The sequence below is a fragment of the [Clostridium] symbiosum genome, from assembly GCA_036419695.1.
Taxonomy (GTDB): Bacteria; Bacillota; Clostridia; order Lachnospirales; family Lachnospiraceae; genus Otoolea; species Otoolea symbiosa_A.
The window spans coordinates 3,539,743-3,555,183 of record CP143946.1 but is presented as its reverse complement, the minus strand read 5'-3'; the positions used below and the strand labels follow the sequence as shown (position 1 = coordinate 3,555,183).

The following is a 15,441-nucleotide window of genomic DNA, read 5'->3' as shown; positions in this document are numbered from 1 at the left end:
GAGTGATGAAAAAGTCAGGACTGCTTTTGGCAGTTGCTGCCGTGTCCGTTATGCTGATGACAGGCTGCGGTTCCCGGCAGAAAAGTACATTCTCTCCGTCTGTAAGCTGTGTATATGTGACGCAGGATGGCGCTGTTTCCAGTGCACTGGTTCAGGAATATGAAGGAGATGCTGTTGACGGCAAAGATTTACAGCAATATCTGGAAGCCGCTGTGATCCGGTTCAATCAGGAGAACGGGGCTGAAGGGCTGGCGGAGAACAAGATGGGAGGCAGCAAGCTTCCGGTATCGTTACAGAGCTCCACCGCCGACAAAGGTGTGCTGAAGGCCATATTCGACTATGCGTCCCTGGAGGATCTGATTCATTTCCGCCAGACAAATGACAACGAGGATATGAGCAATACGGTCACAGCACTTGAGGTTAAGAAAACTGCCGATGCCGATACGGCGGGCTGGTTCGCCGACGCGAAGTTCGTGAAAGCGGATGGGAAAGAGGCTGCGGCGGACGAGATAAAGTCGAATGCCGAGGCGTCTGTCGCCATGATAGAAGGCGGTGGCAATATTATGTTTTCCGGCAAAATCCTTTACATGACGGAAGGTACAGAAAAGAGAGATGAATACACGGTAACAATACCGGAGGGCGGCAAAGCCCTGGTCGTGTTCAAATAGATAGGAGGATAAATTAAAGATGGAAAAGACAATGGAAAAAATTGTAGCCCTTGCCAAATCAAGAGGTTTTGTATACCCTGGTTCTGAGATTTACGGCGGACTTGCCAATACATGGGACTATGGTAACCTTGGTGTGGAGCTGAAGAACAATGTAAAGAAAGCATGGTGGCAGAAATTCGTGCAGGAGAGCCCGTACAACGTAGGCGTTGACTGTGCAATCTTAATGAACTCCCAGACATGGGTAGCTTCCGGCCATCTCGGCGGATTTTCCGATCCTCTTATGGACTGTAAGGCATGTAAAGAGCGTTTCCGTGCCGACAAGCTGATTGAGGACTATATGGATGAGAAGGGAATCAAAATCGAGGGTTCCGTTGACGCCTGGTCCCAGGAAGAGATGAAAAAGTACATCGACGACAACAATATCTGCTGCCCAAGCTGCGGCAAGCATGATTTTACCGATATCCGTCAGTTCAACCTGATGTTCAAGACATTCCAGGGTGTAACGGAGGATGCCAAGAATACCGTATATTTAAGGCCTGAGACTGCCCAGGGTATCTTCGTTAACTTCAAGAACGTACAGAGAACATCCAGAAAGAAGATCCCGTTCGGAATTGCCCAGATCGGTAAATCCTTCCGTAATGAGATTACACCCGGAAACTTCACGTTCCGTACAAGAGAGTTCGAGCAGATGGAGCTTGAGTTCTTCTGTGAGCCGGATACCGATCTGGAGTGGTTCGCATACTGGAAAGAGTACTGCATCAACTGGCTGAAAGCGTTAGGCATCAAAGATGAAGAGATGCGTGCAAGAGATCATGAGAAGGAAGAGCTGAGCTTCTACAGCAAGGCTACAACGGATCTGGAATTCCTGTTCCCATTCGGCTGGGGAGAACTCTGGGGCATTGCGGACAGAACCGATTATGACCTGACACAGCATCAGAACACATCCGGACAGGATATGGCTTACTTTGATGATGAGAAGAAGACAAAATACATCCCTTACGTAGTTGAGCCGTCACTGGGCGCCGACCGTGTGACACTGGCATTCCTCTGCGCAGCCTATGACGAGGAGGAGATTGGAGAGGGCGATGTCAGAACCGTCCTTCATTTCCATCCGGCGCTTGCACCTGTAAAAGTAGGCGTGCTTCCTCTGTCCAAGAAACTGAATGAGGGTGCGGAGAAGGTTTATGCCGAGCTTTGCAAATACTACAACTGTGAGTTTGACGACAGAGGCAACATCGGAAAACGTTACAGAAGACAGGATGAGATCGGTACTCCGTTCTGCATCACCTATGACTTCGACTCCGAGACAGACAACGCTGTTACGGTAAGAGACCGTGACACAATGGAGCAGGTACGTGTTCCGATTGCAGAGCTGAAGGATTATTTTGAGGATAAATTCAGATTTTAATACAATGATATAAGACAGCGCAGGGCCGGAATTTCCAGGGGCGGAGTCTCCTATGATTCCGGCCCTGATTTCTTCGGGTTGAGGCTGGTGAATGAAAGAATCCGGATAAAAAAGGCCTTTGGTTGCAGTTTTAAAAAGCTGCAGCCGGAGGCCTTTTTTATAAAAACGTCTTTAACATGGGTGTTCTGTCCTGTTTTATAAAACGGTGTCATACCAGAGCCATCAGCCGCACCCACACACCGCTCGCCCCTTTAACGGCGGGAAAGGTTCCGATGGTGCTGCAGTGCGTGCAGCCCAGTTTTTCCAGGTTGCAGACGTTTTCTACAATACAGACGCCGTTTCCCATCAGAATTTTATGTACCTCCGTATCGCTGCCGTCCACACTGATGCTTTCCAGGGCAATAAAGCGGCTTTTCTTCGTCACCAGGTATTCTGCCGCTGACGGTGCGAGGCGGATATAGCCCCTGTTGATATAACCGTCGCTGCCATCCGTCCATTTATCGGCATGGCCGGTGTGAAGCAGAACCGCGTCCCCGTCGGGGATGATGCCGTTTACCTCTTCCCACTGTTTCAGATCATCCTTTGTTACGGCATAATTATACTCCGGAACGGAGAGGCTCACTACGGTGGCCGGGCCGATCAGAACGGCCGGGTCAACCGTTTCAATGCTGCCCCATTTACTGCACACATGGAACGGGGAATCCATATGGGTGCCGGTGTGGGGACAATAGCGGATTACTTCCAGGTTGTGAAGCGCGGGGCCGTCGCCTTCCCTGGAGAAGAAGTCTAATTCCGGGAGTGCAAGCGCCGGATCACAGGGCATATCGGCCTCTGCCATGTGGCTTAAATCTATCAGTCTGTTTCCTTTTAATTCGATCATATTTCTATCCTCCGTTATCTGATTAATCCTGTTTTTACTGTTCATTCCCTGCCCAGTAACATCTGAGCTTTACCGTAAGGTTAAATTTCTGCATTTTCTGCTTCCGGTTCGTCAAATCCAAGAATCATGCCGGCGGCAAAGCTTACGCCCAGCGCGATTAATCCTGTAATGACGGCATGGATCAAGTTCATTGCGTTTTGTACATCCATGAAAATCAGGATGGAGGCAGCGGCAGGAGGCACGAAGGAAAATGCCCGGACCGTTACAAGGCCGGCATACAGGCCAGCGGCTGCGCTGCCGATCAGGGCGGCAATCATAGGACGTTTATAGCCAAAATTAGAGTAAGTAGACGGCTCACTGGCGCCGCTTAATACGGCCGTGATTCCCATTCCGAAACACTGTTCCTTTCGCTTTTTATCTTTTGCCCTGACGGCAGTGGCCAGACAGGCGCCTCCCTGGGATACGTTTACGCAGAGCAGGGAAATGATACACAACGCTTCATATCCGTTCAGCCCCACGGTAGAGATGGCGTCCAGAATGAAAGGCCACTGCATACCGCACATGTTTAAGAATGGGAACATGACTGCGAAACAGATTTCCGCAAGCACATGGTTGACCGACTGAATCCACATAACAAAGGTGCGGATCAGCTCTGCGATTCCGTTGCCGATCGGCCCGATCACCAGTACTGCGAGAAGTGAGGAGAGGAGCAGGACCAGCATTTGCCCGAAGAAATTAAACAGGCTTTCCGGCAGCCGTTTTTCCACCTCACGGTAGAGCAGCCCCATGACCCACACGAGAAGAATTATGGGCAGTACGCTGTAGCTGTACGTAACATCCGAGACAGGAAGGCCGAAAAAAGAGACAGCGCCCCCTGAAAACAGACCCAGAAAGTCCGGTGAAAACATGATCCCGACCGCAGCTACGGGGAGCAGGGCGGGCAGTTTAAAATACTTTGCCGCAGATACCGCCACCTCAAAGGGAAGGAAGTAGTAGGGGGCGTCGCCGATGGCGCTTAATATCGTGTAGGTCTGGTTCCCGGAGGGGAGGACGCCGCAGAGCGTCAGGATAATAATCAGCACCTTGATTAGACCTCCTGCCATAATCAGGGGAATGACCGGGAGCATGCATTCCTGTATTGCCTTCATAATTCCCTGAAGAATGCGCAGGCCTGTGTTTTTTTCTTGTACCTGAGTCATAATAAATTTTTCCTGTAACTATTCAGATTCCGGATAGTTATTTTTTCCTTTCATTTTTTTATCCTCAGGTGATAACGCATCAGCCAGGGCCCTTGGAGAAGGCTCACCACGAAAGATCATGTTCCAGATAAAAATCTGCGTTGTCCACCGTGATGGTATCGGTGGGTTCATAATAAAATTCGTCTAAGGTTTTTCCGTCCAGATAGTCGCAGAGATATTCAATTCCATCGAGAATCATGGACGGATGCTGCAGGACAGTCCCATGGATGCCTCCCTCTGCCATGATTTTGAGCGTGCTTTTCTGGCCGTCGATGCCTACGACTGCGATTTGGCCGTCTGCCCCGGCTTCGCGGAGCGCCTGGTAACATCCTTCCGCCATATTGTCGTTCTGGCAGATGACGCCGTCTATGTTATCGTAAATCCGGAGGCAGTCCTCCATCACGCTTTTTGCATTTTTTATGGTAAACTCACCGTCATATTCACCGAGAACATGAATCCGGCTGCTTCCGGCAAGTACATCCGCAATGGCCTGGCCGCGGTCGATTGTACCCGAGGAATCCGGAATTCCAGTGAGCTGGATGACATTCCACTCCTCTTTATCGGGAAAACGCTCCTCCAGTATCTGTAAAAATAGAAGGGCGGCTTCTTTTCCCATGGAGTAGTGATCGGCTCCCACAAAACTTACGACCCGGGCGGAGGGGGAGCTTCGGATGCGGTTATCCACGGTGATAACAGGGATACCCTTTGTATTTGCGTATTCGACGGAGGAGAGGCAGCCCTCCATTGTGTTCGGAATGAGTACAATTCCGTCTACGCCGCTGTCCGCCATGTTCAGGATATCCTGGTTCTGCCGTTTCTGGCTTCCGTCTGCATCGCATAGAAGAATCTCTGCCCGGAGATTGCCTCCTGTTCCCGGATATGCCTTTTCCACAAGCTCTTTCATTGCCTTCCGGTAAGCAAGCCGGGTGGTGGGCATGCTGACTCCGATTGTATAATGGTCTTTTTTTACAGCCGGAAGTTCCTTCAGTTCTTCCCCGGCCCGGCTGCACCCTGTGGGCAGCAGAAGAGACAGGATTACCGCTATGAAAAATGTGTTATGAAAAGCAGGCCTGATTTTGCTGATTTTAAAATTTGTCTTTTTCATTTTTATCTTTCCGTCATTTTTGACTAAATTTATTATAACTGAAGTGAAAAATTGTTTAAATACACCATTTTTTCACTTTAGTGTCTTTTATTTACTTCTTACTTCGCGTTACTGTCCGATCAGCCACATGGCGTTTTCACGGTATTTACTGGGAGTCGTATTTTCAAGCTTTTTAAAGATTTTCAAAAAGTGCTGGAAATTCGGATATCCGACCAGATCCGCCACCTCGTACACTTTATAGCCGGGATCGCGGAGCAGTTCTTTCGCCTTATCGACCCTCAACTTCTGAAGGTACTTATTAAAACCGGTCCCCTCCACCTCGGTGAAGATCCGGGACAGATAGGAGGGGTTAATGTAGACCTGGGCCGCCACCTGTTCCAGGGAAAGCCGTTCTCCATAGTGAAGCTGGATATATTCTTTGGCCAGGCGGACAATTGCGCTTTTGCGGCCGCTTACCTCCGGCGGCAGTTCCTCTGAAGAGCCGGGGTATTCACAGCCGGACTCCTCCTCATCCGGCGGCAATGGAGAAGGAGAGAAATGGTTTTGAAGGCCGTTTCGAAGCAGTTCCATCTGTTCCCGTTCCCCGATTTTTTCCAGACATCTTGTCGCTGCTTCAAACAGTGCGTCGGCGGAGGCCGGTTTGAGCAGGTATTCGACGACTCGGCCGCTGGAGAGCATCCTGCGGGCGGCTTCGAAATCACTGTATCCGCTGAGCCCTATCACGGCAATATCGTATTTTCTCCGGCAGATTTCCTCTAAGAGCATGACTCCGTCCATACCCGGCATCCGGATATCAAGGATCATGATATCCGGTTTGGCTGTTTCCATGAGCCGAAGAGCATCCAGACCGTTTTCGGCCTCGTAAAGCGCTGTAATTCCCAGGCGTTTCCATTCAATCTGCTGTAATGCATATTTTCTGGCGGCAGGTTCGTCGTCCACGACGATCATTGTATATTCTCGCTGCATTTGTTTCTCCTTTCAAGCGGTACTTCTAATATCACGGTGGTTCCCTGTCCCGGCCGGCTTTCCATTGAAATGCCGTAATCCTCCCCGTAGGTGATTCGGATCTGTTCCCTGATATTGCGCAGGGCATACCCTTTACCGCGGACATGATCGAAGACGGCCATTTCAGAGAGCACCTCCCGGCACGTTTCATCCGACATGCCGATTCCGTCATCCTGCACGGTGAAGCGGAGTCTCGTACCTGTTTTTTGGAAACGGATCCGGAGGCAGTGGTTTCCGGGTTTCTTTTCAAAACCGTGGACAATGGCGTTTTCTACGATTGGCTGGTACAATTGCTTTAATGAGAGATAGGAGTCCATATCGGGAAAGGTTTCTATCCGGCATTCCATGGCCTGTCCGTAACGCATCTGCTGGATCTGCAGGTAGGCACGGAGCATTTCAAGGATCTCATTCAGAGGGATTTTTTCCTGCCCCCTGGCCAGATTCAGGCGGAAATACTGGGACAGCTTCAAAATCATGGCAGCGGAAACATTTGCCTTCTCTTCATCGGCCTTGCAGTAAATCGTGTTCAGGGTATTGTACAAAAAGTGTTCGTCCATCTGGGACTGGAGGGAAGAAAGTTCCGCCTGTTTGCGGAGGAGCTGCTGCACATAGACCTCATCGATCAGCTTTTTCAGCCGGATGATCATATGGTCGTAGGCGCGCAGCACAAGGCCGATTTCATTTTTCCCTCCGGAAAAGCCGAGGGGTTCAAGCTGTCCTTTCTCCATCAGTTCCATTTTTTTCTGCAGTTTTCCAAGCGGCCGGACTACCAGAAAATAGAGGATCAAGGAGCCGAGCAGAACACCGGCCAGACCGGAAATAAACAGGATACCGATAAATTTTCGGTCTGCAATGCCCGTATAAATCTGCTGTTCCGGGACTGCGCACATGTATTTCCAGCCGTCCTCAAGAGAGGTATAGAAGCCCACCAGCCATCGCCGCCCATCGGCTACGGCAAAATAGCTGCCCGTATTTTCCGTTTTGGAGTAGGCTTCCCTGAACAGAGGATTCTCTGCCAGCATTTCATCCGGCATAATGGAGCCGTCATCCGAGGCGTCGCAGTAGAGAAGCCGCCCCTGATAGGAGCCGATCACATTCAGGCTTCCTTCCCGGCCGCGCAGACCAGCCATGATATTTTCAAGATAGCCGTTCTTCAGCACGGAAACAAGGGAAGCGTGTTCCGTATTTTTATTGCCCGGGATGGCTCTCCAGCAGGCCAGACGCGTTTCACCATTTTCATAGGCAGGGAGCAGCGACCAGGTGGTCTGGCCCTGCATGCCGTCAAGCCAGGCCTGGTAGAGTAAACGTCCCGTTCCCTCCGGATCCGGAAGCTTTTCATCCGGGTCGGATGAGAGAATAGAGGGAGGATTATCTGAAAGAAGATACATATGTTCAATATAATTGTTTGGCCAGGAACTCTGCCCCAGGGCAAGGAGAAGACCGCTTTGGAGTCCCGGTTCCTCTGGAGATTCAAGATACTTTTTTAAAAGCTCCAGGAATTCCCTGCTTCCGGACAGAGTTTTACCGGTACTTTCAAGCTCTTTCATGACGTCCTGCATCAGCAGGGAGGTTTCATAGAGGCGTTCCGCCGTCTGAGTCTCCGCCGCTTTCAACTGCGCCTCTCTGGACGTGCTGATGTCATAGGAGCCGAACGCGGCGGCAGGAATCAGAATGATGAGAAAAACAATCACCGGAATCTGAATCTGGATTTTTTGATACCATGGAATTTTTTGCATTTTTTCACCTCACCCGATTTTTGTAAAGTAAAATACCCGATTTGGCATTTATTTTAGCGTATTCAGGGAGAAAGTACAAGCCGGTCTCCCTGCTTTCCGGGAATGAGGTTAAGAAATGATAAATTTTGTAAATAATTTGGAAATATTTCTAGAAAACCCCTTTACTAGAGGCAAGTTTATGTTATAATATTCACGATGGGCGGATTGAGCAGGCGCATATCCAGATACCCATTGCAGCGTCATGTATGCATGTAAGCAGCAGTGGACATCTGGATATGCGCCTGTAAGAGTGGGACCTGAGCGTACATTTAAGCGCCTATTAAGTAAAAAGCTCCTCGCGGATGCACATTTGCGCGAAGATGCAGCCCGCCGCAAAGCGGCAGCGCCCGGCACGCGGGTCCGGTAAGCCGGACTCTTTACTTTTGGGAAAATAGACGTTTAAATGTGCGCTTGCAAGAGCGTACCGCAGACGGACAGGCGAGGAACTTCAGTCTGTGGGCAGTCTCAATCCACGTCTCATCGAAACATGTAAATGTTAACATATAAACTTTAGGAGGAAGAAAACTTATGGCAAAATGGGTTTATAAGTTCGAAGAAGGCAGTGCAGCAATGAGAAACCTTCTCGGAGGCAAAGGCTGCAACCTTGCAGAGATGACCAACTTAGGAATGCCGATTCCACAGGGCTTCACAGTAACAACAGAGGCTTGTACAGAGTACTACAACAGTGGAAAACAGATCACACAGGAAATTCAGGATCAGATTTTCGAAGCAATTACCTGGTTAGAGGGTATCAATGGTAAGAAATTCGGAGATACAGAAGATCCGTTACTGGTATCTGTACGTTCCGGTGCACGTGCTTCCATGCCTGGTATGATGGACACAATCCTGAACCTTGGCTTAAATGACGTTGCAGTGGAAGGCTTTGCAAAGAAGACAGGAAATCCAAGATTTGCATATGATTCTTACAGAAGATTTATCCAGATGTATTCCGACGTAGTTATGGAAGTTCCGAAGTCCCATTTCGAGAAAATCATCGATGCGATGAAAGAAGAAAAAGGCGTACACTTCGATACAGAATTAACTGCCGATGACTTAAAAGAACTGGCTCAGAAGTTCAAAGCCGTTTACAAAGAGGCTATGAACGGCGAAGAGTTCCCACAGGAACCGAAGGATCAGTTAATGGGCGCTGTTAAAGCCGTATTCCGTTCCTGGGACAACCCACGTGCCATCGTTTACCGCCGTATGAATGATATCCCTGGCGACTGGGGTACCGCAGTAAACGTACAGACCATGGTATTTGGTAACAAGGGTGAGACAAGCGGTACAGGCGTTGCCTTTACACGTAACCCATCCACAGGTGAAAAAGGCATTTACGGTGAGTACCTGATCAATGCACAGGGCGAGGACGTTGTTGCCGGCGTTCGTACACCACAGCCTATTACACAGTTAGAGAAAGATCTTCCGGACTGCTACAAACAGTTTATGGATCTGGCTATGAAGCTGGAAAAACATTTCCGTGATATGCAGGATATGGAGTTCACAATTGAAGAGGGCAAACTTTACTTCTTACAGACACGTAACGGCAAGAGAACAGCTCCGGCTGCACTTCAGATTGCCTGCGATTTAGTAGACGAAGGCATGATCACAGAGGAAGAGGCTGTTTGCAGAATCGAAGCAAAATCCCTTGATCAGTTACTTCACCCAACATTCAACCCGGCAGCTTTAAAGGCCGGCGAAGTAATCGGTTCCGCACTTCCTGCATCACCAGGCGCTGCAGCAGGTAAAGTTTACTTTACTGCAGATGAAGCAAAGGCAGCAGGCAAAGGCGGCAGAGGCGAGAGAGTCATCCTGGTTCGTCTGGAGACATCCCCAGAGGATATCGAGGGTATGCATGCAGCTCAGGGTATCCTGACTGTCCGCGGCGGTATGACAAGCCACGCAGCCGTAGTTGCACGTGGTATGGGTACATGCTGTGTATCCGGATGCGGTGAGATTAAGATCGATGAGGAGGCTAAGACCTTCACACTTGGCGGACATACCTTCCATGAGGGAGACTACATCTCCTTAGACGGTTCCACCGGTAAGATTTACAAGGGCGACATCGAGACACAGGAAGCTTCCGTAAGCGGAAACTTTGAGCGTATCATGGTATGGGCCGACAAGTTCAGAACTTTAAAAGTCCGTACAAATGCCGACACACCGGCTGATACTTTAAATGCTGTAAAACTGGGTGCAGAGGGCATCGGCCTTTGCCGTACGGAGCATATGTTCTTCGAAGCCGACAGAATTATGAAGATCAGAAAGATGATCCTTTCCGAAACAGTAGAAGCAAGAGAAGAAGCACTGAACGAATTAATCCCATTCCAGAAGGGCGACTTCAAGGCAATGTACAAAGCCCTGGAAGGCAGACCAATGACCGTTCGTTACCTGGATCCGCCGCTGCATGAGTTTGTTCCTCATACAGAAGAAGAGCAGGCTGAACTGGCTCAGAACATGGGTCTTACCTTAGCAGAAGTAAAAGCAAAAGTTGACGAATTACACGAGTTCAACCCAATGATGGGTCATCGTGGCTGCCGTCTTGCAGTTACCTATCCGGAGATTGCAAAGATGCAGACAAGAGCCGTTATGGAAGCCGCTATCGAAGTAAAAGAAGAGTGCGGATTTGATATCGTTCCAGAGATCATGATTCCGTTGGTAGGCGAGAAAAAAGAGCTTAAGTTCGTTAAGGATGTAGTAGTTGAAGTTGCCGAGCAGGTTAAGAAAGAGAAAAATTCCGACATGCAGTACCACATCGGTACCATGATTGAGATTCCTCGTGCCGCTCTTACAGCAGACGCTATTGCTGAAGAGGCAGAGTTCTTCTCTTTCGGTACAAACGACTTAACACAGATGACATTCGGATTCTCCCGTGATGATGCAGGCAAGTTCCTGGATTCTTACTACAAAGCAAAAATTTATGAGTCCGATCCATTCGCAAGACTTGACCAGACAGGTGTTGGCCAGTTAGTAGAGATGGCAGTTAAGAAAGGCCGTCAGACACGTTCTGACCTTAAGTGCGGTATCTGCGGCGAGCACGGCGGAGATCCGTCTTCTGTAGAGTTCTGCCACAAAGTAGGCCTTAACTACGTATCCTGCTCCCCATTCCGTGTGCCGATCGCACGTCTGGCAGCAGCACAGGCAGCTCTGAATAACAAATAATTGCGTTTCACCGAGTATTCGGCGGGACAGCGAAATCAGGAGGTTCACCAGGTGACTGGTGGACCTCTTTTTGTGGGGATTTAGTTGAGATGCGAGGACGCCTCTGTAAGACGGCGGACGGGGGAGTGGGAGGGTGTGTATGAGTCTTCAGTCCCGGTTTGTAGGTTGTGGTGAGGGGGGAATCCAGGAGAAAAAATTCCTACGGGGACTCGCTCCCGCTTGTGGAATGCGCAGCGGATGCTAGCTTCGTGAGAAACCTCAGCAAGCACCGGCGGATTCCAAGGTCTCCCTTCGGAAAGTTTTCTCCTTCCTTCCCCGGGCAGTTTGTCGACGGGACTGAAGACTCAGCGAAGTGTATTGCCCCGTCCGCCGGCTTCAGGGCTGATTGTCTCTTTCGTCAAGTAAGGGGGAGGTATTGTCGCGGCCACTATGTAGTCGTGAATCTTTTACCTTATGAAGGTATTTCGGGCTGGATTCAGAGAAAAATCCAAAGCTATATTTAATGATGAATCAAAAAATTCAATGGTTATTCAAGGACAGATAAAGCTTCAAAGCTCAGATTCATCAATTGAATACCATACAGGGGGCATTCTCCTGGAATTCGAGGAAACGTAGTGGCAGCGGCAATACCTCCCCCCCTTTGAAGGAATAAGAACAATTCAGCGGCCGCAGGCCGGGGATCGGGATGGCGACAACCTTCGCGTCTTCAGTCCCGGGCCATAACCTTCCCGTGGGGAATCCGGGAGAAAAAGATTCCGCAGGGAACCTGGGAGTCCATTGGTACTTACCGAGGTCTTTTCGAGGTTAGTACCATTATGTACTCCAAAGAGCGCAAGCGTTTCCCGGAGGAACTTTTTCTGCCCGGATTCCCCACCTGCGATCAAACTCAATCCGGGACTGAAGACTCATAATCCCCCTCTCACCATCCCGCCCCCGACCGTACCGGCGGCGTTCTCATTCCTCAATTAAATCCCCTATTTATGGCTCAACAGTAACTCAGAAAGCCATGGAAAGTCACATTCTTCTTGCAATCCCGTTTCCGCTATGCTACCATAAATTTAAGCAGAGTTACGGAAATTCTATTTCACATCTTACATTCTCATGCCGAATATGGCATTCAAAAGACTCTTTGCTTATGCTCCAACACACATTGTAGGCAGGGAGGCGGACGTTCTTCCTGTCGTAGTTTACAGAAAGAGAGAACCGTTATGAAGGAAGAATTAAGATGAACTACAAAACATGCCGGGCCCAGCGAAGAATTGCAGTTTCCGGAGGACATGGAGTTCAATCTGAGTGATTTTGCGCTGTTTCTGTCAGTCATGAAAAACCGGGAAGCGCATCAAAACGTATTGAGCATTATCATGGAAGAACCGGAACTGCAGCTGGCAGAAATCCATGTAGAAGAGGTTGTTTTGAACCGTATCGGCAAACGGGCCATCCGTCTGGACGCCTGGGCGGTGGATAACCGGAACCGGCACTATGCTACGGAGATGCAGAATGACACGGAGAAGGATGATGTAAGGCGGAGGGCACGGTATTATCAGGGACTTTTGGATACGCCTCTCTTAAAATCAGGCAGGGAGACCCGGTATAGACACCTTCCGTCCACGATTGTGACATTCATAACCCAGGAGGATATATTCGGACGCGATTTGGCAAAATACACCTTTAAGGAGCAATGTCAGGAAATAGCCGGTCTTTGCCTGGAGGATGGAACCACCAAGATTTTTCTTAATATGACAAGTAGAAACGGGGAGCCTACCCTGGTCAGTCTGCTTCAGTACATGAAGAAGACTCGTCTGGACAATCCGGACGTTGTGATAAGGGATGAAAGAATCCGGAAACTGGATGAAATTGTAACCGAAGTGAAGCAGTCAGAAGAATGGGAGGCTGTGAAGATGAGTATATTATCCGTTGGAATTGAGCGTGGCCGGGAGGCAGGTTTGGCTGAAGGCCTGCACGGCAAATTAAAAGAGCAGACCGCAAAAAAACTGGCCAAAGGGAAAAATGCAGAAATCATAGCAGGAGAACTGGAAGAAGAGCTGCCGGTGATTGAGCAGTTGATCCGGGAACTGGAGGAAGAACAGGAATAGTGCAATAACAGAAACAACGCAATAATAGAAATACCGCAAGAATTAGAGATTTAAAACAAATAAGGTTTTCTTAAAAGGGCAGTCCGGAAATTTCCGGAAGGCTCTTTTTGCATTGCAAGACATTGCCAGGTAAAACCGTCCATAAACTAAAATCGTTATAAGCCAGAAAAATAGTCTGTATCGTTATAACCCGTCTTTTGAGCAGCTGCTATAATGATATTACAATGAAAAAGGGGGATGGATATGAAATCACGCAGGTATTATAAAAGAAAAAATACATTCTTTTTATTTCTCATGCTGCTGCCCGGATGTCTTTATCTTCTGATCAACAACTATCTCCCGATGGCGGGAATTACCGTGGCTTTTAAAGATTACAATCCCTTAAAGGGAATCTGGGGGAGTGAGTTCTGTGGCGGTAAGAACTTTGAATTCCTTTTTAAAACAGCCGATATTTTCTATGTCATGAAAAATACGGTGCTTTACAATGCCGTTTTTCTTATATTGACCACGGCCGGCGGGATTGTGCTGGCGATTCTTTTAAGCGGGGTGAGGAACAAGATTCTGGTGCGCATCCTTCAGACCGTTTACTTACTTCCAACCCTGGTATCCAGCGTGGTTCTCACCTATATGGTTCTTACGATACTGGATGAAAAGTCAGGTTTTTTCAACAGCGCGCTTTTTCCCGCACTCGGGTTAAATCCGGTTGCCTGGTACAGTGAGCCTAAAGTGTGGATTGTATTGCTGCCCCTTCTGAACCTGTGGTCCAATGTCGGGCAGACGAGCATCATTTATTATGCTTCCCTAATCAGCTTTGACCGAACTTACTATGAAGCGTCGGCCATGGACGGAGCTTCGCGCCTCCAACAGGCAGTCTACATTACGGTTCCGCTGCTGAAAAGGACGATTGCGCTTATGGTAGTGTTGGCGCTGGGACGGCTGTTTACCTCCAACTTCGGGTTATTTTATCAGATTCCTATGGATTCAGGCGCGCTGTACAGTACGACGAATGTGCTGGATACCTATGTGTACCGGGGGCTGATTCAGTTAAATGATATCGGGATGGCATCCGCAGCGGGGCTTATACAGTCACTTTTGGGTTTTGCCCTGGTATTTTTGACAAATTGGGGACTGCAGAAGTACAGTCCGGAAAACTCGATTTTTTAGAAGGCTTGGAAGGAGTGAGTGATGATGAGAGGAAAAAGGTTAAGTGATTACCTTGTGGAAATAGCGGGCGGCGCGATACTGCTTCTGGCGATGATATTCTGCCTGTTTCCCTTTTTGCTGATGATATCGTCTTCCCTGACCTCGGAGGCCTCCCTGATTCGGGACGGTTACGGGCTGATTCCGCGTGAGTTTTCGCTGGCGGCTTATGAATATCTGGTCAAAGAACTTGGAACCATCGGGCATGCGTACGGTATCACTCTGCTCGTCACGGCGGTGGGGGTGACGGCCAGCCTTGTGATGACGCTGCTGTTAGGGTACGTGATGGCCAGGAAGACATTTCCCTTCCGGAAATTTCTGACGGTCTATGTGCTTTTGACCATGCTGTTTAACGGCGGGCTGGTTCCGACCTACCTTATTTATACACAGATGTTCCATATCCGTGATACCCTGGGAGCCCTCATTGTTCCCAATTTACTTCTGAGCGGATTTAATGTAATATTAGTTAAGAACTACTTTGCATCCACGATCCCGGAGGAGATTTACGAAGCAGCGGAGCTGGATGCGGATAATGAACTGAAAATTTTCTGGTATGTTGCCCTGCCGATGTCGAAGCCGATTGTTGCGACGGTCGGCCTCTTTACGATGCTGAACTACTGGAATGACTGGCTGAACGGACTCTATTACGTCAATGAGCCGCAGCTTTTCAGTATCCAGAACCTGTTGAACCGGATTCTGAATGATATGAACTATCTTCAGTCGGGGGAAATGCTGATGGATGTGGGATATGTGCTTCCTTCCATGAGTATTCGGATGGCGATTGCGTTAATATCCCTGCTGCCGGTCGTGCTTATTTTTCCGGTTTTCCAGAAATACTTTGTCAAGGGGATTACGTTTGGAGCTGTGAAGGGCTAGCCGCGTCAGTATTGCGCAGGCGGGATAGAGCGCA

11 protein-coding genes are annotated in these 15,441 nt (G+C 49.1%); 6 read left to right on the top strand and 5 right to left on the bottom strand.

The annotated features are described in order from the left end of the window. Positions 1-5: 5 nt before the first annotated feature. Together V3C10_16155 and V3C10_16150 are read left to right on the top strand one after the other, a co-directional pair. On the top strand, positions 6-668 hold the full coding sequence (locus V3C10_16155; GenBank protein WVP60836.1) for a hypothetical protein: 663 nt from the start codon (positions 6-8) through the stop codon (positions 666-668). A 19-nt stretch (positions 669-687) separates the two neighbouring features. Next, the gene (locus V3C10_16150) at positions 688-2,076 is read left to right on the top strand and encodes a glycine--tRNA ligase (protein WVP60835.1); all 1,389 of its coding nucleotides are present in this window, start codon (positions 688-690) and stop codon (positions 2,074-2,076) included. 208 nt (positions 2,077-2,284) lie between these two features. Here the strand turns inward: V3C10_16150 and V3C10_16145 are convergent, their stop codons facing one another. The 5 genes from V3C10_16145 to V3C10_16125 all read right to left on the bottom strand — a co-directional run bounded on the left by V3C10_16145 (position 2,285) and on the right by V3C10_16125 (position 8,040). Further along, entirely contained in the window at positions 2,285-2,956 is a 672-nt protein-coding gene (locus V3C10_16145; GenBank protein WVP60834.1) for a cyclase family protein, read from the bottom strand. Positions 2,957-3,036: 80 nt separating this feature from the next. Continuing rightward, the gene (locus tag V3C10_16140; protein ID WVP60833.1) at positions 3,037-4,155 is read right to left on the bottom strand and encodes a PTS transporter subunit EIIC; all 1,119 of its coding nucleotides are present in this window, start codon (positions 4,153-4,155) and stop codon (positions 3,037-3,039) included. A gap of 103 nt (positions 4,156-4,258) precedes the next feature. Next, a complete protein-coding gene (locus tag V3C10_16135; protein ID WVP60832.1) occupies positions 4,259-5,299 on the bottom strand; it encodes a sugar ABC transporter substrate-binding protein in 1,041 nt (346 codons plus the stop codon). A gap of 108 nt (positions 5,300-5,407) precedes the next feature. Next, complete coding sequence (locus V3C10_16130) at positions 5,408-6,265, bottom strand: response regulator (protein ID WVP60831.1); 858 nt, start codon at positions 6,263-6,265, stop codon at positions 5,408-5,410. Then, complete coding sequence (locus V3C10_16125) at positions 6,244-8,040, bottom strand: sensor histidine kinase (GenBank protein ID WVP60830.1); 1,797 nt, start codon at positions 8,038-8,040, stop codon at positions 6,244-6,246. Before V3C10_16125 ends, V3C10_16130 begins: the two co-directional genes overlap by 22 nt. Positions 8,041-8,607: 567 nt before the next feature. Here V3C10_16125 and ppdK point away from each other — a divergent pair. The 4 genes from ppdK (at position 8,608) to V3C10_16105 (ending at position 15,407) form a co-directional block, all read left to right on the top strand. Further along, positions 8,608-11,238, top strand: a complete 2,631-nt coding sequence (gene ppdK, locus V3C10_16120) for a pyruvate, phosphate dikinase (protein WVP60829.1) — start codon at positions 8,608-8,610, stop codon at positions 11,236-11,238. 1,277 nt (positions 11,239-12,515) lie between these two features. Next, positions 12,516-13,331: a hypothetical protein gene (locus V3C10_16115; GenBank protein WVP60828.1), complete on the top strand. Its 816-nt coding sequence runs from the start codon at positions 12,516-12,518 to the stop codon at positions 13,329-13,331. A gap of 243 nt (positions 13,332-13,574) precedes the next feature. Continuing rightward, positions 13,575-14,495 carry an ABC transporter permease subunit gene (locus V3C10_16110; protein ID WVP60827.1) on the top strand — a complete coding sequence of 307 codons (921 nt, stop codon included), beginning with the start codon at positions 13,575-13,577 and terminating at the stop codon, positions 14,493-14,495. Between the two features lie 21 nt (positions 14,496-14,516). Beyond that, complete coding sequence (locus V3C10_16105; GenBank protein WVP60826.1) at positions 14,517-15,407, top strand: carbohydrate ABC transporter permease; 891 nt, start codon at positions 14,517-14,519, stop codon at positions 15,405-15,407. The last annotated feature ends 34 nt before the right edge of the window (positions 15,408-15,441 follow it).